This is a genomic window from Nonomuraea sp. NPDC049486 (assembly GCF_040676925.1).
Lineage (GTDB): Bacteria > Actinomycetota > Actinomycetes > Streptosporangiales > Streptosporangiaceae > Nonomuraea > Nonomuraea ferruginea.
Map to the genome: position 1 here is coordinate 390,599 of NZ_JBFAPV010000008.1, position 22,441 is coordinate 413,039.

Here is a 22,441-nt window from a genome sequence, read left to right on the forward strand (position 1 = left end):
GTCGCATCGCGCCGACCTGTAGATCCCTCGCGTCCACCCCGGGCCCCTGTCGGCGACACTCACACGCCGACAGTCTCCCCGGCGAGCACGTCGGGGCGGACGATCCGGTAGCAGCGCCGCTCGTCGTCCCGCTCGATCACGCCGTCGTCGGCCAGGAGCGCCAGCTGGTCGTTGAGCCAGCCGCGGGAGGGGCGGCCGGTGCGCTCCTTCACCTCCTTCAGGTCGCGCACCGCGAACTCCTCCCGGCCCTCCTTGGCCCACTCGGCGAGCTGGGCGAGCAGCACGCCGCGCGCCTCCCCCGGCTCCATCTTCGGGCCCGGCCGGGCCGGGAACTTGGCGTTGTCGCCGGGTTCGATCGGGTCGTCGATCCCCGCCTTCAGCTCCGGTGACGGGTTCTCCGTCTTCACCTTGCCCGCCACCGGCTCCTCCTCCTGGCCGTCATCATCGTCCTGGCCGTCGGCGACCCCAGCCGCGGCGGTCCCGAAGTTGGCGGCGATGATCGCGGTGAACTCGTCGACCTCCTTCGCCGCGGCCGGCCACGCGTCGGCATGCTGGCGCATCCGGGCGTTGGCCTCCTGGTCGTCGGCGCCCCAGTCGAAGGTGCGGTTGGCCATGGCGATCCGCTCGTCCGGGATCGACGGCGCGTCCAGGTAGGACATGCCGGGCACCTTGTTGGCCCACAGTTCGGGCCGGGCGCCGCCATCCCTCTGGGCCTCGCTGAGCGCGAACTTGCCGTCGGTGGCGCGTTCGAGGCCGAAGCACCACTTCGCCAGCTGCGACCGCGCGAGCGTCGGCATCTGGCTGTAGTCGGAGCGCTGCAGCGACATGACGATCGTGCCGCCCGCGCTGCGCAGCTCCTTCACCAGCTCCAGGAACTTCTCCTGCTCCTTCTCCGGCAGCGCGTCGAAGATCTTCGGGAACTCCTCCAGCCAGATGATCCAGTAGGTGAGGCCGCAGCCGGGCACCCACTTCTGGTAGCCGCGGGCCGCCAGCCAGTCGGTGCGCTTCGGCGCCTCTGCATGCAGCGTCCGCAGTAGGGCACGGACGGCGCCGATCTCGGTCTCGAACCGGTGCAGGCCCCGCCGGAGCGGGCCGAGCGTCTGCTCCTTCTTCGCCGTGTCCGCCGCGAAGATGGCCACGTCGAATCGGGTCATCGCCTCGGCCAGGAAGTTCCACGCCCCGCCGATGCTCTTGCCGGCCCCGGTCATGCCGTTCACCTGGAGGTGGTGGCCGGTGCACACGTATTCGAGCGGGTCCAGGTCCTGCCAGAGGGCGAGCCGCATCGGCTCGGCGATGCTGCCTCCCGGCCTGCTGGGACCGGGCCACGGGATCCGGTTCTTGAGCACGCGCGGATCCGAGATCGTCACCTTGGCCTTGGACGCGTCGTCCGGGTCGAGGCTGACAGTGATGCTGCCCGGGGGCAGGCCAGCCCCGGACTCGATGTACGGCACCTTCTTCTGCAGGTCCTCCGCGGTTCCCTTGCCGTGCTCCAGCTGCACCGAGGCCTCGGCCTTGTGCTCGCCCTGCTTCGTCGTGGTCGCCTGGGCGGTGATCCCGGCCCGCTCCGCGCCCGCACCGAACAGCGCCTTCAAGGGGTCGGCCACCAGCTGGTCGCCGTCCACCCCCTTACGCCTGAGCACGGCCCGGATGTTGAACGAGAAGATGACGGTCAGCCCGCCGATGAGGGCGAGCCGTCCCGGCCAGGTGGCCGCCGGGCTGTTGATGGTGGCGGCCACCATCCACATCCCGGCCAGCACCGTGGTGGCGGTCGTGTGCACCCGGCCCCAGACGCTTCGGGCGTGCGACTGGAACCAGGTGACGACGGCGAGGGCGATCACGCACACCGTCATCAGCACCATCGTCCACGCGATCACCTGCGCGTCATCCGAGCGGAGCGTGACGTGCAGCACCCAGCCGAGCCCGTACAGCAGCGGGCCGACGATCCACGGCGGCAGGTAGACCACCGCCTTCGAGACTTCGCGGGCGGCCACCTTCTCCAGCGAGGACTCGTGGACTTCGCCTTCGACGATCGTCTTGCGCCCCATCGTCACCACGTCCACTTTCGGACGCGCTTCTTCTCCGGCGCGACCAGCTCGGCGAACTGCTTCTTGTACTCCTGGTTGAGCAGCACGGACTCGACCGCGACCCAGGACGCCATCTCGGCCATCCGCTCCAGCCGCTTCGCGACCTTGCGTGCCCGCAGTTTGACGTCGATCCCGAACGCGAGCGGGTGGCCCTTGCCGAGCTCGCACAGGATCCCGTACAGGTCGTCGCCCGCCCCCTCGAATTCCTGGGAGAGCGCCCTGGTGTGGTCGCGCGCCTTCAACGCGTACGCCGCCACGGACTCAGACCCGTCGAATTCGATGCCGTCGAGGCCGGCCACGTCCTTCTTCTGAGCCACGTCTCACGCCTCCCAGGTTTCGTGCAGGGCGGCCCGCGCCCGCCTGGCGAGCACCGCCATCCGGGGGATGCCGAGCCGGGCGGTGACGACCGCGTCCACCGCGCCGGCCGCCTGGCCGAGCGCGTGCCCGGTCCAGGCGAGCGCGTACACGATCCGGGCCAGGATCAGGAGGAGGACGGCCCGTACGGTACGGGCCCGTACGCCGGGCGCGGTGGTGACCACGTACACGGTCCTCACGGAGCCACCCCCGTACCGGCCACAGGAGCCCCGTTCACCGACGGCACAAGCGCTGCCGGGGCGATCGCGAGCGAAGGTGGCGGCGCGGCCTGCTGGCCGTCCACCTCCTCCTGAATCTCGACCGCTTCCCGCTCGCTGATCCCCCACCGGTTCGCCAGCGCCCGCCGGCCCGCCTTCCGGCCGCCTGGCTGCAGGCTGTCCTCGTAGTCCCACGCGGCCGCCTCGAACCGGTCCTTCGGCAGCACCCGCACTTCGCGTACCACCTCGACCTGCACCTCACGATCCCGGTACACGATCTTCTCCACCGGCTCGACCGGTGCCGCCTCGGCGTGGTTCTGGCCGGACCGGATCAGCCACATGAGCAGCTCGTAGGCGCCGACGAAAGCGACCGGTGCGAGGGCGCTGAGCAGGCGCGATCCGGTGCCGCCGTCCCAGCCGTGAGCCACGTTGGCGGCGAGGGTGACCGCCCCGCCCAGGGCGAGCGCGGCCCAGGCGAGGAACGGTACGGGCAGGCCGCGCCGCGAGCAGTAGACCATGACGAGGGACGCCATGACGATGACGCCGTCGGACATGGCCGGGTACAGGATGGCCATGTCGTGCCGCTCGCCGAGCTGGAGGGCGAGCGCGTAGAAGTGGTGGTACGACACGTATGCGGCGGCGGCCGCGACGCCGAGCAGGACGATGACCGCGGAGCCGCGGATGAGCCGCCCTCCGCCGGGGTCGGCGACGGGCCGGGCAGGGATGGGGGCGGCCGGTACGCGGCGGGGCCGTGCGGGGCGGCGCTGGAGGCGGAAGCGGGGGGTGAGCGCCCGCGCGATGCGCCGCAGGCGTCCCGGTCCAGACATCTCGGGCAGGGGTAGCGCGTCCTGCGGTACGGCTTTAACGTCATGCATGGTTCAGGACTCCAAGGAAGGTTGGTGTCTTGGGCTAGAAGGACCCCGCCCCGGGTTGCCGCCCGGGTGCGGGGCTTCTTCATGTATGGAGCTGGTAGCCCGCCCTCCCGACGCTGGAGCATGGGAAGGCGCGGGAGAGCGGGCGGCTACTGGTCCGGGCGCGGCAGGTCCTTGAGGACCTCGGCCGCCAGCTCCGGATACTGGTTGATCAGCGCGATCAGCCGCTTGCGGTCGTCGGGGCTCTTGGACGGCGCCGGGGGTGCGGGAGGGGGCTCCTGCCCCGCGTCGCGCGGGTGAAGCTGCTCGTCGTACGCCTCCTGCCACCGCCGCATCGTCCACACCTCGCATAGCCGCTCTTCGCTGCCGTACTGCCGCACGAGGGCGGCGTACTGCTGCTCCAGCGACGACCGGTCGGCGCCGCGCGCTATCGCGTCCTCGCGCGCCTGCTTCAGGTCGGCGGGCGTGACTTTCCACCCCGCGTTGTCCACCCCGGACGGGGCGGTCCAGATGTCCTTCACGTCGGGTCCCCGGTGCGGAACATGATCTCGTCGCGGGCCAGGTCGGCGAGGACTCGCAGGCGTAGGCCGGCGATGCGGGCCTTCCGCGCGTCGGGGGCGTGCGCCGTGGTGCCGCTCTCGTGGACGACTTTGAAGCCGTCGGGCGTCTTCTCGACGTCGCATTCGGGGATGTCCGGGAGCTCCGGCTCCGGGTTACGCTGGGCCATACGTCGCACCTCCATCGTGCGATCAGGGCCCGCGCCGACGCGTCAGCAACGTCTGCCGGGCCCGAAGTCTGTCTAGCAGGGAAAACCTTGCTTCCACCATAGGACCTCTTAAGACCTCTGGGAAGGTAGTCATGCGTTCCCGCAGGTCACGCGACGTTTAGCGTCGGATCATGGCGTTGGACGACAGAAGCGGTCGGATCGACCACCATGGCGCGAAGCTTGTCTGGCAGCAGGTGGCCGACGACGTCGAAGCCGACATCTCGTCTGGCCGGCTCACGCCCGGGGCGAAGATGCCGTCGGAGCTCGACATGGCGGCCCAGTATGGGGTTGCCCGGGTGACGGTCCGGCGAGCTGTGAAGGATCTCGCGGAGCGCGGCCTGCTCGCCGTGGTGCACGGCCGCGGCACGTTCGTTGTCGACCGCCAGGCCGAGCCGGAGGGGGATGCCGGCCGGGGTGCGTGAGCGTGGCCGGTGCAGGTGACGCTGCACCGGCCACGACCCGCGCCCTACCCGGACTGGGTCACGCTTATGCACGCTGTAGCGCGCTTATATCCGCTGGAGGGTGCACATGCGTGCGTCCCTACGCTCACAACGTGGTCGAGTGGCGGGAAGACGTAGAGATTTGGCGGCAGATTTCCGCCGAAATACGGAAACGTATTCAGAGTGGCGAATACGGGCCGGGTAAAAGGCTTACTCAGAATACGCTTGCGCAAGAATTCGGGGTCGCGCCGAATACGGTCCGGAAAGCGCTCAAAGATTTGCGCGAGCGCGGCCTGATATATACACGGCTGCGGCTCGGCTCGTTCGTGGGCCCCGAGCCCGAGGAGGAGGGCAACTAGCCCCGATCCCGGCTACCGTGTGTCATAGCCGCAGGTCAGCGACGTGTGATGATCGGGGATTGCTGGTCTGATTCGGCCCGTACGCTGCATCCCGGAGTCCTGCTCAAACGGGTGGTCGTACGCTGCTTGACCGGTTATTATCCGTAGTCAGATGCTCTATCCATTGAGCTACGGCCGCTCGCTGCGTAAGCAAGCATAGCGGGTTCTGAGCGATGCCTCGAACCAGTTACGGCTTTCATGACCCCGCCGGTTCCTCCTTCTTGGGCCACAGCGTGTAGCTGACCGGCCAGATCAGGGCGATCAGCGGGACCTTGGCCGCCTGGCCGAGGAACATGTACAGCTCCCCCATGCTCCCCGGCTTCCCCACGAGCCAGCCCATGACCAGGACGACCGCCCAGGCGATCCCGTACGCGAGGACGATCCGCAGCCAGAAGATCCACTCGGAGCGGGTTCTGGCGGAGCCGGCCTCGGGTGGGCGGGGCGGTGGGGGGCCGCCGGCGTAGCGGTGGTGGAATTTGGCGTCGGCCCACTTGAGCGTGCTGTGGCCGAACACGATCGAATAGGCGAGGTACGCGGCGGCGAGGCCGTGTTTGAAGTCCGCCGGGGCGCCGCCGCGCATGTCGATGACCGCCGCCGCGAGCAGGATCACGTCCAGCAGGGGGACGCTGACCAGGAGCGCGGTGCTGAGGGCGCGGCGGTTCCACAGGTAGCGGCAGGCGAGGCCGAGACCGAGCAGGATCCAGAAGCCGATCTCGCAGGCGATGATGACGGCGACAATCACGATGTCCAGTCTTCCGGCTCGTACAGGGAAAACATCCTCTTGGGGGACGGCCTGTGGATACATCGAAGTGTGTATCCACAGGCCGTCCCGCGAAGGATCGAAACCGCCGCGCGACGTGGTGGGATGTGGGCATGAACCGCGTGGCGCTGGGTGCGGGCCTGGCCTTTCTCGTGGGCCTGGCGCTGATCGAGTCCGGGGCCCGCATCGACCGCGGCGTGCCCGATTGGGTGCTCGCCATCCCGCTGGCGATCACGTGTCTGGCCGTGCTGCTGCGTTACCGGTCGCCGCTGGGCTCGCTCGGGTTGGGCACGGTGGGAGTCGTCCTCGACCTGTTCGTGGGGCCGTCGCTGGGCACGGTGCTCGTCTACACCGACAATCTGTACGCGGCCGCGCTCTACGGGCCGGCCCGGTTCTCCCGCTGGCTGCTGGTGATCACGACGGTGGCGGCGGTGGGGACAGGGGCCGTGACGGGGTTTCTCTGGGCCGACTGGCGGGCGCTCGCGCTCACCGTGGTCCAGCTGGGGCTGATCCTGGTCACGCCGGTGACCACCGCCCACATCCTGCGCCAGCACCGCGACCAGGCGGCGGCCGAGCGGGCCAGGGCCGAGCAGGTGGCGCGGCTGGCGGAGCTCGACCGGCAGGCGGCCATCACGTCCGAGCGGACGCGGATGGCGCGCGAGCTGCACGACATGATCGCTAACCATTTCAGCGCCATCGCCATCCAGTCCACCGCGGTGCTGTCGCGCAAGGACCTCGATGCGGCCACCGTGCGGACGATCATGGAGTCCGTACGGGAGAACAGTGTTCAGGGCCTGGCCGAGATGCGTTCCATGATCGGGCTGCTGCGGCAGGAGGGCGACGAGGGCGAGGCCCTGAGACCTCGGCTGCGCGACGCCGAGGGCCTGGTGGAGCGGTCGCGCCAGTCCGGGCTGGCCACCGAGCTGAGCGTCGACGGCCCGCCCCGCGATCTGCCCGCGCCCATCGACCTGGCGGCCTACCGGATCCTCCAGGAGGCGCTGACCAACGCGCTCAAACACGGCGACTCGCCGGCCAGGGTTCATCTGGTGTACGAGCCGGACCAGGTGTCGATCACCGTCGACAACGCGGTGAGCAGCCGGGACGACCGGCTGCCAGGGGCCGGTGCGGGCCTCGTGGGGATGAAGGAGCGGGCCGGTCTCGTGGGCGGGACGTTCGAGGCCGGGCCGCACGCGGACGGCTGGCGTGTCTCGGCGACGCTTCCGGCGCCGGGCCGGGAGGCGACGTGAAGTCCTCCAGGGCGGATGAAGGGCACTGTCGCCGGACGCACGGTGGCAGCGCGGCATACGTCGATGGGACCGGTGGGGGAGATTGCAGCGTGGCATACGCCGGTGGGTGAGCTGGTGAAAGGCGAGGTGGGCCGAGTGGGCATCAAGGTGCTGGTGGCTGACGATCATGCCGCCGTGCGGGCCGGGATCGTATTGATCCTGGATGGCGACGAGGACATCGAGGTGGTCGGGGAGGCGGCCGACGGCGTGGAGGCGGTCGCCATGGCCAAGGAGCTGCGGCCCGACGTGGTGCTGATGGACATCCGCATGCCCAGGATGGACGGCATCTCGGCCACGGCGGAGCTGGCGGGCATCACCGATGTGCTGATCCTGACGACGTTCGACGTGGACGAGTACGTGTTCGGCGCGTTGCGGGCGGGGGCCGCAGGATTCCTGTTGAAGAACACGGACGCGGACGCGCTGGTCGACGCGGTGCGCTTGGTGGCCGGGGGTGACGGGTTGATCTCGCCGGGGGTGACGCGCAGGCTGATCAAGGCGTTCGGGGAGCAGGCGCCGGCGCGGCGGGAGCCGGTGGATCCGAAGACGCTGACGCCTCGGGAGCGGGAGGTGCTGGCGTGCATCGGGCGGGGGCTGTCCAACGCGGAGATCGCCGAAGAGCTCGCCATGGCCGAGGCGACGACGAAGACGCACGTCAGCCGGGTGCTCCACAAGCTGGGCCTGAAGAGCAGGGTGCAGGCGGCCATCTACTACTCAGAAGGGGAGATAGGGCCGTAATGTGGGCGTCGTGTCCATGCCGCCGCCTCAGCAGCCACAGCAGCCCCGGTCCACCGGCGTGGTCGTGGGGCTCGCGGTGGTCGGGCTCTTCGCCTACATCGTGGTCAACGTCTTCGTGGGGGTCGTCGCCGTGTCGATGGCCACGAACGTGGTGCTGGCACTGGCGGCCGGTTTCCTGGCCGTCGGCGCGCTCGGGGGCGGGGTGGTGTTGCTGTCGCTGCGCAGGCCGTGGTCCAAAGGGCTGGGCCTGGGGTTGATGATCGGCTGGGGGTTGGTGTCGATCGTGTCGGCCGGCTGGTGCACGGGGCTCAATCCGGGGTTGTACGCCTGAAAGCGGACGTCAACCGGCGGGTTCCATCCTGTTCGTCGGTCAAGAGGGAGAGGGATGACGACACCACCGCCGGACGATCCCGGCAAGCACGATCCGGGCCAGGAGGGGCCGACCCGAAACTTCCGTGACGGGCTTCCGGGACAGGTTCCGCCGCCACCGCCACAGGGAGCGCCGTGGCAAGCGCCTCCCCCGGAGGGTCCTCCCTGGCAGGGCCCGCCGCAAGGCCACGCGCAAGAGCCGCCGCCAGGGCCTCACTGGCAGGGCCCGCCGCACGGTCCACCCCATGGCCCACCGCCCGGGCCCCCGTACGGTCCCGGGATGGGCGGTTGGGCGCCGCCCCCTCCCTCGCCGTCCACCGGCGACAAGGTCGGGATCACCATCGGGATGGCGTTCGTCGGCTTGACCGTCTACAGCGTCATCAACGCGATCCTCGGCTTCTTCGTCTTCCTCGGCGCCATCAGCACTCCCGAACACAGCCGGCCCATGCTCATCGCCGGCACCGCGACGCTGGTGGGCCTCGGGCTGGTCGCGGGCCTCGTCCTGGTGCTGATCCGCAGACCCTGGACGCGCGGGATCGGGATGGGGTTGATGATCGGCTGGGCGCTCTGGTCGATCTGCACGGCAGGGCTGTGCACGGGGCTGAACCCGGCACTGTACGGCGCGTGACATGCCGCTGCACGAGATCTTCGTCGGCCTCGGCGTCGCGGTCGCCTCGGTGGTGTTCTTCTACGAGGCCCGCAGCAGGGGCGCGCTCAACGAGCAGTCGCTGGTGGCCGTCACCGGCGCGCTGGTCGGCGGCGCCATCGGCATGCGCCTGGCCGGCTGGCTGGAGACGCTGGACCTGCAGCAGCTGTGGCTGTACGGCTCGCGCAGCGTCCTCGGCGGGCTGGCGGGCGCGTACGTCGGGGTCCTGGTCGCCAAGCGGATCATCGGCTACAAGGAGCGCACCGGTGACCTGTTCGCGCCGGCGGTGGCGCTGGGCATGGCGGTCGGCCGGATCGGCTGCCACCTGACCGAGGCCCCGGGCCGGCCGACCGGCCTGCCGTGGGGGGTCCGCGCCCCCGCGAGCACGCCCGACTGCCCGGGCTGCCTGGCGGGGCAGGCGATGCATCCGTCGTTCCTGTACGAGATCGTCTTCCACGTGGCCGCGTTCGCCGCCCTGTTGTGGGCGCGCAAGCGGCTGACCCGGCCCGGTGAGCTGTTCACGTTGTATGTCGCGGCGTACGCGTTCTTCCGGTTCTGTGTGGAGTTCACCCGGGCCAACGACATCCTGTGGCTGGAGCTGACGGGCCCGCAGTGGTTCCTCCTGCCGGGGATGCTGCTGCTCGGGCTGAGGCTCGCGTACGGGTGGCGACGCGGCTACTACGCTGCCCTCTTCAAGCGAAAGGTCATGACATGAGCACGGGGATGGGTCTCCGAGGCGACCGCGTCGTCCGCTACGTGAACGCGTTCTGCCCCCACTGCCACGGCCGCGACCTCGACCGGATCGAGCGGCTGAGCGGCTACCTGGCGGTGCGCGACGGCAAGGTGTGGCTGGAGCGGGGCTGCCGGGAGCACGGGCTGGTGCGCACGCTCTACGACGAGGACCCGGAGATCCTCGCCTACCTGGAGGAGTGGACCGCTCCAACCAAGCAGCACGTGCCGGATCTCGCGGGCAACTTCGATCCGGTGCCGGCGGCGTACCTCAAGGGGCTGCCCGAGCTGCAGACGCAGCACACCTGCATCCTGCTGGAGGACATCGCGGAGGCGTGCAACCTGCGCTGCCCCACGTGCTTCGCCGACAGCTCGCCCGAGCTCAACGGCGTGGTGCCGGTCGCCGAGGTGCTGGCGAACGTCGACCAGCGGCTGGCCAGGGAGAACGGCAAGCTCGACGTGCTCATGCTGAGCGGCGGCGAGCCGACCCTGCACCCCGAGTTGAAGACGCTGCTGCACGAGCTGGCCGCACGCCCGATCACCCGCATCTTGATCAACACCAACGGCGTGCTGATCGCCCGCGACGACGCCCTGCTCGACCTGCTCACCGAGCACCGCGAGCGGGTGGAGGTCTACCTGCAGTACGACGGCTCCTCGGCGGAGGCGTCGAGACACCACCGCGGCGGCGACCTGCGCAGGCTGAAGCGGCAGGCCGTGGCGCGGCTCTCGGAGCGGGAGATCTTCACCACGCTGGTGATGACGGCGGCGCTCGGCGTGAACGACGGCGAGATCGGCGACGTCGTCAAGGTGGCGCTCGACACCCCGTTCGTGGGCGGCGTGTCGCTGCAGCCGCAGTTCGGCTCGGGCAGGTCGGGGACGATCGACCCGATGGACCGGCTGACCCACACAGGCGTGCTCAAGCGGCTCGGCCCGCAGACCGGCGGGCTGGTGACGTGGCGTGACCTGACCGCGCTGCCGTGCTCCCACCCGCACTGCTGCTCGGTCGGCTACCTCATCCGCGACGACTCGCAGCGGTGGCGCTCGCTGGTGGCGCTGATCGGCCACGACCGGCTCAAGGAGAACCTGGGCCTGGTCGCCAACCGCATCGCCGACGCCGAGATCCCCCGCGAGCTGCGCCTGGCGGTGCAGGAGTCGCTGCTCGACCTGCTGTCGGAGCAGTCGTCGCTGTCGCATCCGCAGATCGGCGAGCTGTGGCGCAACATCTGCGAGAACTGCGACCTCGGCGTCTCCACGCTGCTCACGCTGGCCTCGTCGGCGCTGCCGGGCCGGCGCAAGAAGCTGCGCCGGATGATGGGCGAGCGGGTGGTCCGGATCACGATCAAGCCGTTCATGGACATCTCGACCATGATCGAGGAACGGCTCACGCAGTGCTGCGTGCACGTCGGCACCCGGTCGGCCCGGGACCAGTGCGCGCCGTTCTGCGCCGTGCAGGCGTGGCCGCAGCTGTCGGCGCAGCGGCTGTCGGCGGTGGCGTCCGAACCGCGGCTGCGGCTCCCGCTGGAGGTGCTCCCGTGACGACTCCACAGAGCACGCCGTACGATCCGCTCCGGTTGTGCGTGTACGCGACGATCGCGCTCCTGGCTTGGGTGTTCGGGCCGTGGGCGCTGCTGGCCTTCGCCGGGCTGGGGTTCGCGGGTTACTGGAAGGCGCGGCGGGCCGGGCTGACCCGGAGCAAGTGCCTGCTCCGGGACACCCGGCTGGTCCTCGCCTACCTGGGCGTGCTCGCGCTGGCGGCGGTGACGGCGATCGTGCTGTCCTTCACCTGACGGCGAGCAGGTTCACCACGGTCAGGTTCGAGCCTTCCCTCCAGGAGAAGACCGTGGGGACGCCGCCGCCGAACTCGGCCTCGTCAAGGCCCACGACCTCTTCGGTGGTGAGGTCGTACAACGCCTGGATGACCGGCCCGGAGGACAGCCGGCCGAGCACGAACCGGTCGGCGGGCAGGCCTTCGAACACCAGAGGGCGCAGGTCGGCGGGGATCGGCCGGCGGTCCGATCCGTCGGGCCGCTGGCGGAAGGGGCCGCCGTCGAGCACGCCCGCGCACCACTGGATACCGCAGATCAGACCGCGGGCTCCGCTCGGCACCGAGACGTCGGCCGACCGGCCGGTTTCCAGGTTGACCGTGCGGTTCTGGTTCCGCTCGTGCGACTCGCCCGCGGTGTAGCCGGCGGCCAGCGGCCATGACCTGAGATGGAGGCCGTCGGTGCCCTTGATCTTCTCCGGCTTGCCACCGGTCAGCGGGAGCCGGTAGACGCCGCCCCGCTCGACGGAGAACACGATGTGGTCGCCGGTGATGTCGACGGCGTCCACCTGGGCCAGCTCTCCGGTCAGCTTGGCGACGTGCCCGGACTCGCCGCCGGCTCGCGGCACGTACCAGAAGTCGGCCCATGCGCCTTCGCCGGCGTGAGGCGTCTCGCCCCACCAGACGATGTGATTGTCCCTCGCCTTGACGTCGCGGAAGCGGTAGCCCGGCACGTTGGGCTTCGGCATGCTGGTGACCGTCCGGAACTGCCTGATTCCGGTGTCGAACACCTCCAGGCGATCCGGCTTCACGCCGGGTGCCACGGCGCTCACCAGCACCTCGGCCGGGCTGATCGCGGCCATCGGCTGGTATTCCCGGCCGTCGACGGCCGTGCCCGGCACCGTGAACATCGCCTCGGGCCAGACCTCGGCGGCCTGCTCGACACCCCGGGTGGGCTCGGCCGCCGGTCGCGCCCGTCCCCCGCCGTCGGACAGGACCGCCGTCGTGCCTCCCGCCACCAGCACCACCGCGGCGGCGGCCAGCGCCACCCGCGCCCACCCTCCACGCCGGCGCGACCGGCGGCGGGCGGCCACCGAGGCCGCCAGCGTGGGCTCCGGCTCGGCGTGCCCGGCGGCGGTGCGCAGGGTGCGGATCAGGTCCTCTTCGCTTCTCATCGCGCCTCCTCCAGCGCATGCGTGATCCGGAGCTTGCCCAGGGCGCGCGCGGCCTGGCTGCGCACGGTGCCGCGGGAGACGCCGAGGATCTCCGCGATCTCGTCGTCGGGGAGATCCTCGTAGTAGCGCAGCACGAGCACGGCACGCATCCGGCGGGGCAGCCTGCCCAGCTCGGCCCAGAGGTCGGCGTCGTCGTACCGGTCGAAGTCGCCGCGCTCGGGCACGGCCGCGACGAGGTCCTCGCGATGGCGGCGCCGCCAGGCGTTGATGTGCAGCCGCACCATGGTGGTGCGCACGTAGCCTTCAGGGCTGTCCTTCTTGCGCACCCGCGACCACGCGTTGCCCAGCCTGGCCAGCGCCTCCTGGACGAGGTCGGCCGCGTCCTCGGTGTTTCCGGTCAGTACGTAGCCGTACCGGAGGAGAGCGTCACCCCTGGCTCGGACGAACTCGTCGAACGATTGGTCCACGGATCCAAGGACCGTGAGAGGGGCGCTTCTGTTGCATCACTCGGCGGGCACGTACAGGGAGAGGGTCTCGGCGACGCAGGCGGGGCGGCGCTCGCCCTCGACCTCGATGGTCATCTTGAGCGCCGACAGGTAGCCCGCCGGGGTGCCCTTGACGCTGGTCAGCTCGGCGACGGCGCGCACGCGCGAGCCGACCGGGACGGGGCGGGGGAAGCGGACCTTGTTCAGGCCGAAGTTGACGCCCATCTGGATGCCCTCGACGCGGATCAGCTCGAACATGAACGACGGCAGCAGCGACAGGCTCAGGTAGCCGTGGGCGATCGTGCCGCCGAACGGGCCCTCCTTGGCCCGCTCGGCGTCGACGTGGATCCACTGGTGGTCGTCGGTGGCGTCGGCGAACAGGTTGACCCTGTCCTGGGTGATCGTGCGCCACTCGGTGGGGCCGAACGTCTCGCCGACGCCGTCCTTGAGCTCCTGGATGTTCGCGAAGGTCCGCATGAGGCCGAACGCTATTGGGCAGGTGGGACGGCTGCCAAGTTGAGCACCCGGAACTCGTCCGGCTTGTCCCCCTTGGTCGCTCCCCAGTAGAGGATCGTGCTGGGCTCGGACGAGGTGCCGGTGCCGTACCAGTCGGTCGGCTCGTCGAGGCGGCCCAGCTTGTCCGTGGCGAGGTCGTACACGTCGCTGTCGACGAGGAAGCGCTCCAGCGCGGGATAGGCGTGCATCCTGACGCTGTGGACCTGACGCGACCGCGGCGTGCCGGTGCCGTCGGCGCGCTGGATCAGCAGGCCGTCATCCCTCTGGCCGTGGCACCAGACGGGGCCGCACCTCCAGCCGGTCACGCCCGGCGGCGCGGCCGTGGTCCGGGTCGTGCCGTCGGCGAGGTTCACCAGCCGGGTCTGGTTGTGCTCGAAGCCCTCGGGGCCCTTGGCGACGTCGGCGGCCCAGGGCCACGCGATCAGGTGGAGGCCGTCGCCGCCGGGGACGCGCTCCGGGTCGCCGCCCGCGAGCGGGACGCGCCACAGGCCGCCGTCGGTCTCGGACCAGACCACGTGGCCGCCGCCGATGGAGATCCCGTCGAGGTCGGCGTCCTCGCCGGTGCGGGTGGCGAGGAGCCTCGCCTCGCCGCCGGCCAGGGGGGCGGTCCAGATCTCGCGTACGGGGGTGCCGTCAGCCCGTTCGCCGGATCCGGACCAGGCGATGTCGGCGGGGCCCACGGTCGCGGACTGGGGGAAGTACCTCTTCAGGCCCCTGCCTCTCGGCACCTGGGTGACCACCCTGGCCGTCCCGGTCCCGGTGTCGTAGATCTCGAACGTGCCGGCCTTCTCGAACGAGGACTCGGCGGCGAGCAGCACCTGAGTGGCGCTGAGCGCGGTGACCGGGCGGTAGCGCCAGCCGTCGGCGTTGGTCGCCGGCATCGTGAACAGCGCCTGCGGCCACAGCTCCGTCACCGTCGCCGCGACGGGGGCCACGGTGACCATCGCGGTGGCCGCCGGCCGGGAACCCTCTCCTTCCCCCGGGCCGAGGCCCCTGACCACCGCCGTGCCCGTACCCGCCACCGCGATCACCGCCGCCGCGGCGAGCACCTGGACCCGCCGCATGGTGCGCCTTCGGCGGAGCCGTGCGACGCCTGCCAGCAGATCCGTGTCGGGCGCGCCCGCCGCGCCTTCGCGCAGGGCCCTGACCAGCTCTTCCTCGGTCCTCACGAATGCCTCCCCTCGAAGACGGCCGGCCGTACCCGGAGCGTGTTGAGCGCACGGAAGGCCAGGCTCCGAACCGTTCCGCGTGAGATGCCGAGGATGTCGGCGATCTCCTGGTCCGACAGGTCCTCGTAGTAGCGCAGCACCAGCACGACACGCTGCCTGCCCGGCAGCGTGGCCAGTTCCCTCCACAACTCACCGGTGGAGTGGGCGTCGGTGTACGAGCCATCGGGGACGTCGTCCGTGATCCGCTCGCGCCGCCGCCTGCGCCACCAGCTCACGTGCTGCCTGGCCATGGTGATGCGCACGTACGCCTCGGGGTTGTCCTTGTTGCGCACCCGCCGCCAGGAGTCGCCCAGCTTGAGCAGCGCTTCCTGTACGAGGTCGGCGGCGTCGTCGGGGTTGCCCGTGAGCACATACCCGTAGCGCAGCAGGGCCGGCCCGCGGGCGCGGACGAAATCCTCGAACTCCACACTTCCATGACGCACGGGGGCGCGGAGCTGTTGCGAAGATCTTTACCTGAAATCATCGCGCACCTGTTCGAGTCCGCGCTACAGTCGTACCAGCGCGAATCGAACAGAGGTTCGGCCTGGTGAGAGGGGGTGTGTCCGGTGACGGTGCTCGCGATGCCCCCTGCTCGGACACGCCATCACACTTTCTTCCCGAATCTAAGACGCCCGCTATATGGCGCAATAAAGTCGGAGAGCGTGGACCCCGTGCGCAATCCTTATGCCCCCGGAGCCGGGCAGCGTCCGCCGGAGCTCGCCGGGCGCGACCGTGAGCTTCAGCAGTTCGAGGTCGTGCTGGAGCGGGTGGCCCGCGGGCGGCCCGAGCGCAGCATGGTCATCACCGGCCTGCGCGGCGTCGGCAAGACCGTGCTGCTCAACACGTTCCGCTCGATGGCCATCCAGCGGCTGTGGGGCACCGGCAAGATCGAGGCCAGGCCCGACCAGTCGATCCGCAGGCCCGTCGCCGCCGCCCTCCACATGGCGATCCGCGAGCTGGCGCCGCGCCACCGCGCGCCGGAGCGCATCGAGGAGTTCCTCGGCGTGCTGAAGGCGTTCGCGATGCGCGACCCGTCCGCCGCCAAGGGCACCTCCCACTGGTCGCCCGGCATCGACGTGCCGGCCACGCGTGGCCGCGCCGACTCCGGCGACCTGGAGATCGACCTCACCGAGCTGTTCGTCGACGCCGCGGGCGTCGCGACCGACCTGGGCGTGGGCATCGCGCTGTTCATCGACGAGATGCAGGACGTCCAGTCCGCCGACATCTCGGCCCTGTGCGCCGCCTGCCACGAGCTGTCGCAGACCGGCGGCCCGCTGATCGTGGTCGGCGCCGGGCTGCCGCACCTGCCGAGCGTGCTGTCGGCCAGCAAGAGCTACTCCGAGCGGCTCTTCCGCTACGCCCGCATCGACAAGCTCGACCGCGAGGCCGCCGACCTGGCGCTCATGCTGCCCGCGCGCGAGGAAGACGTCGAGTTCACCCAGGAGGCGCTCGACGCCCTCTACGACGCGGCCGACGGCTACCCCTACTTCGTGCAGGCCTACGGCAAGGTCGCCTGGGATCTCGCGCCGCGCAGCCCGATCACGCTCGACGACGTCCGGGTGTCGGCGCCGGAGGCCGAGGAGGAGCTGGCCGTGGGCTTCTTCGGCAGCCGCTACGAACGCGCGACCCCGGCCGAGCGCGACTACATGCGGGCCATGGCCGAGATCGGCGACGAGCCGGTGGCGACCGCCGACGTGGCGGAGTCCCTGGGCCGCAAGCCGTCGAGCCTGTCCCCCGCCCGCGACAGCCTGATCAAGAAGGGTCTGATCTACAGTGCCGAGCGCGGGCTGATCGCGTTCACCGTGCCGCATTTCGGGAGGTTCCTGCGTGCCCAACCGATCTAGACGGCACCCCTAGACCTCTATTGGGTTGTCTAGAGGGGAAGCTAGATAGCCCAATAGAGTTAAATCGCCATGCCCGTCGAGGGAAATCTAGCCCTCTCTAGCGTCAGGCCGATACTGGCGTATACGAGGGCAGAGACTCGCTGTCCGCCTCGACCACCGCCACCCTGACGGCCGGTCGGCGGCCGGCCATGAAGACGGCGAACACCACGTCGTCCTGCTGGTGGTTCTTGAACGCGAAGAACCGCCAGCACAGCTCGCGCCAGCTGTCGTAGGGCTCGGCCGTGGTCAGCTCCGCCCGGTGGGCCCGCCACGTGCCGCTCGACCGCAGCCGCGCCAGCATGATCCCCTCGGCGGGCCCGCGGCGCTGCTCACACGGCGCCCGGTGGCGGGCCCGCTCGATCAGCTCGTCGATCTCGGGCGAGAGCACGGCCAGCACCACCAGCCCGGCCAGCGCGAACTCCCACGACGGCTGGGCGAACGCCACCCAGCCGGGCACCGGCGCCCACACCGTCACCACGGCCATGCCGGTCAACGCCATGGTCCTGGCGATCGACCGTACCCCGACCGGAGCCGAGCTGACCTCGCCGAAGCACCCGCAGCCCGCGTCGGGCCGGCGCCTGCGCAGCTCCAGGAGCACGTACGTGGACATGGCGAAGAACGCGACCGTCGCGAAACGGAAGATCGGGTGCGTGGTGAGCAGCAGCCCGGCGGCCAGCACCAGCTCCGCCGCCCCGCACGCCAGCAGAGCCGGGGCCCGGAAGCGGCCGGGCACCAGCACGGCGGGGCCGAGCCTGGCCAGCGCGTTCGGCTCCCTGCCGGACCGTATGACGGCCACCTTCGCCGCCGTGCCGAGGCACAGCAGGACGATCAGGACCGGCAGCTGCGATGCCAGCATGTACCTCACCCCAAGCCGATCTGCGCGTTGAAACACCCTTTGACCAGGTCGCCGCCGAGTTCGACGTACGAGAGGGGCGACAGCTCGGCGATCCGCCCGCGCGGCGAGGTGTCGCACTCGACGCAGCGGTCGCAGAAGCGCCCGGCCAGGCAGCCGCACGCGACGATCGGCACGTTCACCGAGCGGCCGTCGCACACATTGTGCACCTGCAGCAGCGAGCCGATCGCGAGGTAGGGCAGCCCGGCGCAGGACACGCCGGCGTCCGGGCAGCCCGCGTCGGAGCGCTCCACCATGGGGTAGGCCGCGCCCCGCTCGTCCTCGTCGAAGGCGTCCGCCCAGGTGACGGTGCCGGAGATGCGGGAGGTCATGCCGCCGTAGGCGGGCGGCGGCGCCGGCACCGACCGCGCCGGGTAGGCGGGCTGGGAGGTGGCGGGCAGCATGGCCAGCGCCGTGCCGTCCTTCCTGATGCCGATCGCGTCGAACAGGTAGCCCGGCTCGAACTGGGGATGGCGCACCCGCAGCCTGCCGGTCGCGCGGTACGGGATGAGAATGGTCCGGCGGCCCCGGTGCGGCCCGCAGTCGAGCTCGACCGTGACGTCCTTGCGGCCTTCGACGGACATGATCGTGCCGGTGATGCGGATCGTGTCGGCCCAGATGCGCTCGACCACGCGGCCCTCGCGCGTACGCATGACGACCCTGGCCCCGACGGGCAGGTCTGCGGGCGTGACGTCGGCGCCGTGCCAGGCCTTGGCCCACGGCGCGATGACCAGCCGCTCGCTCCCGCCCTCGGGGGTCTCGACGAGGATGAGGTGCGGGCTGACGTCGCGGATCTGCCCGGTGACCGCGCGTAGCGGCTCCCCCTCCGCGCCCGGGCCCGGAACTCCCGGCTCGCGGCCCAGCACCGCGGCGGCCAGCACCCGCCTGCGGTCAACGCTCGGATACGCCATGCGTTCTAGGGTCACACGGCCGGAAGAGAGGTCGCGCCGTACGCCGCAGACAAGAGCAAAATACGCATCCCTCAGTGAAGGAGATGACATCCGGCGTCGAACAATCTGCCACCGACCTTGACGGACCTTTGTCGTCGGCGGGCCGAATCCTGGATTGCGGGTCAGCCTGATCAGGGCTCTGGGCTGCGATTCTGGCCACGATGCAGACGGCCAGGGTGGAAGAAGAGTTCCGCGAGTACGTACGAGCGCGCGGTCCGGCGCTGCTGCGTGCCGCGAACCAGCTCACCGGGCACCCGCTGGACGCCGAGGATCTGCTGCAGAACGCGCTCACCAAGACCTATCTGGCCTGGGACCGCATCCAGGACAGGGCCGCGCTCGACGGGTACGTGCGGCGGGCCATGGTCAACATCAACATCTCGCAGTGGCGGCGCCGGAAGCTGGAGGAGTACCCCTCGGACGAGCTGCCCGAGACGGTCATCGTCACGGACAGTGCCGGCGGCGAGGTGCACGAGCGGCTGGAGCAGGCGCTGCAGGGGCTGCCCGCGCGCATGCGGGCGGCGGTCGTGCTGCGGTACTACGAGGACATGACCGAACCGGAGATCGCCAGGAGACTCGGCATCAGCGTGGGCACGGTGAAGAGCACCGTGTCGCGGGCGATGGCCAAGCTCAGGACTGAGCTGTCACCTCTACAGCCCCCGCCGTAGCGCAGGGCCGCACGACGCTCCGGATCTTGCGGAGCGCGGCCAGGAACCCGTCCAGCTCCTCCCCGCTGAGCAAGCCCGTGAGGAGCTCGTCGACGTCGGCCAGGTGCTGGGGCAGCACCTCCTCCAGCTTCTCCCGGCCGGCCGGGGTGAGCGTGGCGTACGAGGCGCGGCGGTCGGTGGCGCACGCCTCGCGGATGACCAGGCCGTCACGTTCCAAACGATCGACCACGCGGGTCACCCCACTCGTGGACAGGCCGGTCTGCGCCGCCAGGTCGGTCATGCGCAGCGCCTGCCGGGGCGAGCGGCCGAGCCTGATCAGCGTCTCGAAGTCGATCTCCGACAGGCCCGCGGCGTTGAACACCGGCTGCAATCTGGCCGTCAGCCCTGCGTAAACCTCCGTCAGCAGCCCGATGGCTGTCAGCCGAGGGTCGTTCATGTTGGTCACATCCATACTGTAGACGACGTTAGTTGACGGAGGGAATATTCCTCGTGTAGATGTTTGTTGTCACAACTGTCCGCACAACAAGCACACTCCTGAAGGACTTCTTCTCATGACCACTCGCACCTGGAACGGCCTGACCATCCCCGTCGCGGGCACCTACGCTCTCGACGTCGCCCACACCAGCATCGGCTTCGTCGTCAAGCACATGATGGTCAGCAAGGTCCGCGGCAACTTCTCCGAGTTCTCCGGCAGCATCACGATCGCCGAGGACCTCCTCCAGTCGACCGCCGAGCTCACGATCAAGACCGAGAGCATCAGCACGGGCGTCGGCGACCGCGACGGCCACCTGCGCAGCGACGACTTCCTCTCCGTCGAGAAGTTCCCCGAGATCACCTTCCGGAGCAAGCGCGTCGTCGCCGACGGCGGCGACGAGTTCAAGGTCGTCGGCGACCTCACGATCCGCGACGTCACCAAGGAAGTCGAGCTCGACGTCGAGTACGGCGGCGTCGGCACCAACCCGTGGGGCCAGCCGGTATGGGGTTTCTCGATCAGCACCGAGGTGGACCGCGAGGAGTTCGGCCTGACCTGGAACCAGGCCCTGGAGACCGGCGGCGTCCTGGTCGGCAAGAAGGTCAAGATCGAGATCGAGGGCGAGGCCAACCCGGCCGCCTGAGTCCTGGGTTATCCACAGGCTTGAGCCCGCCCTCGACCAGGGGCGGGCTCTTTTCCACAACCCGTTACCCACAGGCTGTGGATGACTCGCCCCCACGGTGGACGGGTTACCGCTTTGCTGCCTGGGCCGAAGGCCGGTACTCTAACTCTGGCCACACGGCTCCCGAGGAGGATTCGCCTAGTCAGGTCTATGGCGCCGCACTGCTAATGCGGTTTGGTGGCAACACCATCCGGGGTTCAAATCCCCGATCCTCCGCTCTTCGAAGGCCCTCTTCCCCTGAACGGGGAGAGGGCCTTTTCGATCTCTGTTGCGGACATCGAAAAGCTGGCCAGCCTCGATTCCCGGCAATCGGTCATACCCACGCCCTGATGGACGGCGGCCACCAGCACGCAGCCATCGGCGCGGTCCGCAGCGCAGCCGAACACCTCGCCGAGCCCACCCCCAATGACCTGTAGATCTACGGATCTCTGCTGCTCCGCGGAGCCACACCTCCCGCGCCTTCCTCATGTCGAACCGGCACGACAAGGCCCTGCGCATCCTGCGCGCCGCACCCCACAGGAAATCGCCCGCCGCCCGCGGCCCTCCGGCTGGTACGTGACATCCTGGCAACAGCCCCGATCAGCGTCCGCCGCGAAGCCCGCGACTACGCGGCAACCCTGGGAGTCATCGCGTGACCCGACCCGGCCAAGTCCTGTACATCATCGTCTGCGCCGCAGGACCAGCCCCAGACGTCGGGCGCCTCGTCACCCTCGCCCAAGCCGCCGGCTGGACCGTCCAGATCATCGCCACCCCGTCGGCACTCGACTTCATCGACGTTGCCGAACTGGAGAAGCAGACCGGCCGCCCCGTCCGGAGCCAGTACCGCAAGCCGCACGAGCCCAAGTCACCGCGCGCCGACGCCATCATCGTCGCGCCCGCCACCTACAACACGATCAACAAGTTCGCCCAGGGCATCGCCGACACCTACGCACTCGGTGTCCTGTCCGAAGCCCCAGGGCTTGGCATCCCCGTCGTCATCCTGCCCTTCGTCAACACCGCCCTGGCCGCACGCGTCCCCTTCCAGCGCAGCGTCGACCAGCTCCGCGCCGAAGGCATACGCGTACTGCTCGGCCCCGGCCAGTTCGAGCCGCACCCGCCAAGCTCCGGAGCAGAACGTATCGAGGACTATCCGTGGTCGCTGACCTTGGAGAACTTGCCGAATTGATCTCTTATGGATCAAGGGCAGCGCTCAGCGCCGCCACGCGGCCCCATGCTGCGCGTGCGGCCTGAGGGCCGTTCTCGCGCGCGCCCGCGCTCGGGCCGCGTCTGCGCAGCATTCCGACTGATCCGCTTCACGGCTAGCCTCGCAGGGTGGATGCGATCCAGCTGTGGAGTGACGCCGAGCTCGCTGTCGGAGCCGGCTTCGCTGTTCTGTTGATCCTCTTACCCACCATCATCTGGCTCGCCAGGGTGATGCTGCGCCGCCCCAGATAGTGCCTCCGGTGGGGCGCTCCGGCTCCGGGATGATCAGGCGGGAGCGCGTGGCTCGGGCGGGAATTCACTGCTCAGCAAGCCGTGGAAGATCGAGACTGGACTGTATTTTGATCGTTCCTCTGCGCCAAGACATAGGCGGTTCGCGATGACGCGCCCCGAGAAATCATCGCCGCTCACGGTGAATGTCACGCCCGAGGCTCCCCTACCCTCGTCGACAGCAACCATGAGCCCGTTCATCCTGGCCGGAAGGTTGATCAGGTGAACGGACTGGAAGAGCAGTTCGACATGGGGCGTGTCAGGCTCGAACTCCGTCCGCACGACGAGGCCGCTATGTGTGGGCACGTAGCTCCAGAGGCGGAAGCGGCGGTTCGGGAAGGCAAGAGGAAGCGCGAGCTCGCCGGGGTACCAAACTTTACTCACGGCAGTGAGCCCAGCACGGCCGGACCCGCATAGCAAGTGATCTGTACATGATCGTCGTGTAATTGGACACAGGTGACGAGCGGTCAGTCACGGTCACTCACAGACACGCGTTTTCCCAGTTCGCGGCCATACGGCGCAAGGTCGGTGTCCATCCCCTGAAAGCGTGGAGACTCGGTTATGCGGCGATGGTCTCCTGAGACTTCGCCTTGGTGGCTGTTCGCGCGGTCATGATCTGCTGCT

General features: G+C 69.8%; 29 protein-coding genes and 1 tRNA gene. 14 read left to right on the forward strand and 16 right to left on the reverse strand.

Going from position 1 to position 22,441, the window contains the following annotated elements; translation table 11 throughout:
* Positions 1-59: 59 nt before the first annotated feature.
* The 6 genes from AB0K05_RS25005 to AB0K05_RS25030 form a co-directional block, all read right to left on the reverse strand.
* Positions 60-2,060: a hypothetical protein gene (locus AB0K05_RS25005; protein ID WP_364232052.1), complete on the reverse strand. Its 2,001-nt coding sequence runs from the start codon at positions 2,058-2,060 to the stop codon at positions 60-62.
* Positions 2,048-2,401: a hypothetical protein gene (locus tag AB0K05_RS25010; protein ID WP_364232055.1), complete on the reverse strand. Its 354-nt coding sequence runs from the start codon at positions 2,399-2,401 to the stop codon at positions 2,048-2,050. Before AB0K05_RS25010 ends, AB0K05_RS25005 begins: the two co-directional genes overlap by 13 nt.
* 3 nt (positions 2,402-2,404) lie before the next feature.
* Positions 2,405-2,638 carry a hypothetical protein gene (locus AB0K05_RS25015; protein WP_364232058.1) on the reverse strand — a complete coding sequence of 78 codons (234 nt, stop codon included), beginning with the start codon at positions 2,636-2,638 and terminating at the stop codon, positions 2,405-2,407.
* Positions 2,635-3,531 carry a DUF2637 domain-containing protein gene (locus AB0K05_RS25020; protein ID WP_364232060.1) on the reverse strand — a complete coding sequence of 299 codons (897 nt, stop codon included), beginning with the start codon at positions 3,529-3,531 and terminating at the stop codon, positions 2,635-2,637. The genes AB0K05_RS25015 and AB0K05_RS25020 overlap by 4 nt, the downstream gene beginning before the upstream one ends.
* A gap of 146 nt (positions 3,532-3,677) precedes the next feature.
* Positions 3,678-4,049 carry a hypothetical protein gene (locus AB0K05_RS25025; protein WP_364232062.1) on the reverse strand — a complete coding sequence of 124 codons (372 nt, stop codon included), beginning with the start codon at positions 4,047-4,049 and terminating at the stop codon, positions 3,678-3,680.
* Complete coding sequence (locus AB0K05_RS25030) at positions 4,046-4,255, reverse strand: hypothetical protein (protein WP_364232065.1); 210 nt, start codon at positions 4,253-4,255, stop codon at positions 4,046-4,048. Before AB0K05_RS25030 ends, AB0K05_RS25025 begins: the two co-directional genes overlap by 4 nt.
* A gap of 170 nt (positions 4,256-4,425) precedes the next feature.
* On the opposite strand from AB0K05_RS25030, the gene AB0K05_RS25035 reads away from it, so the two are divergent.
* Entirely contained in the window at positions 4,426-4,716 is a 291-nt protein-coding gene (locus AB0K05_RS25035; RefSeq protein ID WP_364232068.1) for a GntR family transcriptional regulator, read from the forward strand.
* Positions 4,717-4,847: 131 nt separating this feature from the next.
* Positions 4,848-5,093: a winged helix-turn-helix domain-containing protein gene (locus AB0K05_RS25040; RefSeq protein WP_364232071.1), complete on the forward strand. Its 246-nt coding sequence runs from the start codon at positions 4,848-4,850 to the stop codon at positions 5,091-5,093.
* Positions 5,094-5,328: 235 nt separating this feature from the next.
* On the opposite strand, the gene AB0K05_RS25045 is transcribed toward AB0K05_RS25040, so the two are convergent.
* A complete protein-coding gene (locus AB0K05_RS25045) occupies positions 5,329-5,874 on the reverse strand; it encodes a hypothetical protein (protein ID WP_364232074.1) in 546 nt (181 codons plus the stop codon).
* Positions 5,875-6,005: 131 nt separating this feature from the next.
* On the opposite strand from AB0K05_RS25045, the gene AB0K05_RS25050 reads away from it, so the two are divergent.
* The 7 genes from AB0K05_RS25050 (at position 6,006) to AB0K05_RS25080 (ending at position 11,444) form a co-directional block, all read left to right on the forward strand.
* Complete coding sequence (locus AB0K05_RS25050; protein WP_271276286.1) at positions 6,006-7,139, forward strand: histidine kinase; 1,134 nt, start codon at positions 6,006-6,008, stop codon at positions 7,137-7,139.
* 102 nt (positions 7,140-7,241) lie between these two features.
* Positions 7,242-7,913, forward strand: coding sequence for a response regulator transcription factor (locus AB0K05_RS25055; protein WP_308249186.1), 672 nt, complete (start codon positions 7,242-7,244; stop codon positions 7,911-7,913).
* Positions 7,914-7,923: 10 nt separating this feature from the next.
* Positions 7,924-8,244 carry a hypothetical protein gene (locus AB0K05_RS25060; RefSeq protein ID WP_187281569.1) on the forward strand — a complete coding sequence of 107 codons (321 nt, stop codon included), beginning with the start codon at positions 7,924-7,926 and terminating at the stop codon, positions 8,242-8,244.
* A gap of 318 nt (positions 8,245-8,562) precedes the next feature.
* Entirely contained in the window at positions 8,563-8,910 is a 348-nt protein-coding gene (locus AB0K05_RS25065; protein WP_364232078.1) for a hypothetical protein, read from the forward strand.
* 1 nt (position 8,911) lies between these two features.
* Positions 8,912-9,643 carry a prolipoprotein diacylglyceryl transferase family protein gene (locus tag AB0K05_RS25070; protein ID WP_364232081.1) on the forward strand — a complete coding sequence of 244 codons (732 nt, stop codon included), beginning with the start codon at positions 8,912-8,914 and terminating at the stop codon, positions 9,641-9,643.
* Positions 9,640-11,193, forward strand: coding sequence for a radical SAM protein (locus tag AB0K05_RS25075; RefSeq protein ID WP_364232083.1), 1,554 nt, complete (start codon positions 9,640-9,642; stop codon positions 11,191-11,193). The genes AB0K05_RS25070 and AB0K05_RS25075 overlap by 4 nt, the downstream gene beginning before the upstream one ends.
* On the forward strand, positions 11,190-11,444 hold the full coding sequence (locus AB0K05_RS25080; RefSeq protein WP_364232085.1) for a hypothetical protein: 255 nt from the start codon (positions 11,190-11,192) through the stop codon (positions 11,442-11,444). The genes AB0K05_RS25075 and AB0K05_RS25080 overlap by 4 nt, the downstream gene beginning before the upstream one ends.
* Here the strand turns inward: AB0K05_RS25080 and AB0K05_RS25085 are convergent.
* Genes AB0K05_RS25085 through AB0K05_RS25105 form a run of 5 tightly spaced genes read right to left on the reverse strand, consistent with a single transcriptional unit; the run spans position 11,437 to position 15,231 of the window.
* Positions 11,437-12,594: a hypothetical protein gene (locus AB0K05_RS25085; RefSeq protein WP_364232088.1), complete on the reverse strand. Its 1,158-nt coding sequence runs from the start codon at positions 12,592-12,594 to the stop codon at positions 11,437-11,439. The two genes, AB0K05_RS25080 and AB0K05_RS25085, sit on opposite strands and share 8 nt — an antisense overlap.
* Positions 12,591-13,061 (reverse strand): SigE family RNA polymerase sigma factor, encoded by a 471-nt coding sequence (locus AB0K05_RS25090; protein WP_148036113.1) that lies wholly within the window; start codon positions 13,059-13,061, stop codon positions 12,591-12,593. Before AB0K05_RS25090 ends, AB0K05_RS25085 begins: the two co-directional genes overlap by 4 nt.
* Before the next feature lie 36 nt (positions 13,062-13,097).
* Positions 13,098-13,556: a MaoC family dehydratase gene (locus AB0K05_RS25095; protein WP_148036112.1), complete on the reverse strand. Its 459-nt coding sequence runs from the start codon at positions 13,554-13,556 to the stop codon at positions 13,098-13,100.
* An 11-nt stretch (positions 13,557-13,567) separates the two neighbouring features.
* Complete coding sequence (locus tag AB0K05_RS25100; protein WP_364232092.1) at positions 13,568-14,764, reverse strand: hypothetical protein; 1,197 nt, start codon at positions 14,762-14,764, stop codon at positions 13,568-13,570.
* Complete coding sequence (locus tag AB0K05_RS25105; protein ID WP_271276281.1) at positions 14,761-15,231, reverse strand: SigE family RNA polymerase sigma factor; 471 nt, start codon at positions 15,229-15,231, stop codon at positions 14,761-14,763. Before AB0K05_RS25105 ends, AB0K05_RS25100 begins: the two co-directional genes overlap by 4 nt.
* A 234-nt stretch (positions 15,232-15,465) precedes the next feature.
* Here AB0K05_RS25105 and AB0K05_RS25110 point away from each other — a divergent pair, with 234 nt between their 5' ends.
* A complete protein-coding gene (locus AB0K05_RS25110) occupies positions 15,466-16,647 on the forward strand; it encodes an ATP-binding protein (RefSeq protein WP_219549995.1) in 1,182 nt (393 codons plus the stop codon).
* A 103-nt stretch (positions 16,648-16,750) separates the two neighbouring features.
* Here the strand turns inward: AB0K05_RS25110 and AB0K05_RS25115 are convergent, their stop codons facing one another.
* Both AB0K05_RS25115 and AB0K05_RS25120 read right to left on the reverse strand, forming a co-directional pair.
* Positions 16,751-17,542 (reverse strand): MauE/DoxX family redox-associated membrane protein, encoded by a 792-nt coding sequence (locus AB0K05_RS25115; RefSeq protein WP_364232095.1) that lies wholly within the window; start codon positions 17,540-17,542, stop codon positions 16,751-16,753.
* Between the two features lie 5 nt (positions 17,543-17,547).
* Positions 17,548-18,489 carry a hypothetical protein gene (locus AB0K05_RS25120; protein ID WP_364232097.1) on the reverse strand — a complete coding sequence of 314 codons (942 nt, stop codon included), beginning with the start codon at positions 18,487-18,489 and terminating at the stop codon, positions 17,548-17,550.
* A 200-nt stretch (positions 18,490-18,689) separates the two neighbouring features.
* Here AB0K05_RS25120 and AB0K05_RS25125 point away from each other — a divergent pair, with 200 nt between their 5' ends.
* A complete protein-coding gene (locus tag AB0K05_RS25125) occupies positions 18,690-19,193 on the forward strand; it encodes a SigE family RNA polymerase sigma factor (RefSeq protein ID WP_148036106.1) in 504 nt (167 codons plus the stop codon).
* Here the strand turns inward: AB0K05_RS25125 and AB0K05_RS25130 are convergent.
* Positions 19,156-19,644 (reverse strand): MarR family transcriptional regulator, encoded by a 489-nt coding sequence (locus AB0K05_RS25130; RefSeq protein ID WP_148036105.1) that lies wholly within the window; start codon positions 19,642-19,644, stop codon positions 19,156-19,158. The two genes, AB0K05_RS25125 and AB0K05_RS25130, sit on opposite strands and share 38 nt — an antisense overlap.
* 100 nt (positions 19,645-19,744) lie before the next feature.
* On the opposite strand from AB0K05_RS25130, the gene AB0K05_RS25135 reads away from it, so the two are divergent.
* The 3 genes from AB0K05_RS25135 to AB0K05_RS25145 all read left to right on the forward strand — a co-directional run bounded on the left by AB0K05_RS25135 (position 19,745) and on the right by AB0K05_RS25145 (position 21,512).
* Positions 19,745-20,308 carry a YceI family protein gene (locus AB0K05_RS25135; protein WP_271276279.1) on the forward strand — a complete coding sequence of 188 codons (564 nt, stop codon included), beginning with the start codon at positions 19,745-19,747 and terminating at the stop codon, positions 20,306-20,308.
* A 166-nt stretch (positions 20,309-20,474) separates the two neighbouring features.
* Positions 20,475-20,563 (forward strand) — tRNA-Ser (locus AB0K05_RS25140).
* A 415-nt stretch (positions 20,564-20,978) separates the two neighbouring features.
* Positions 20,979-21,512 carry a flavoprotein gene (locus tag AB0K05_RS25145; RefSeq protein ID WP_364232100.1) on the forward strand — a complete coding sequence of 178 codons (534 nt, stop codon included), beginning with the start codon at positions 20,979-20,981 and terminating at the stop codon, positions 21,510-21,512.
* Positions 21,513-21,814: 302 nt separating this feature from the next.
* On the opposite strand, the gene AB0K05_RS25150 is transcribed toward AB0K05_RS25145, so the two are convergent.
* Positions 21,815-22,201, reverse strand: a complete 387-nt coding sequence (locus AB0K05_RS25150) for a hypothetical protein (protein ID WP_364232102.1) — start codon at positions 22,199-22,201, stop codon at positions 21,815-21,817.
* Positions 22,202-22,441: the final 240 nt, after the last annotated feature.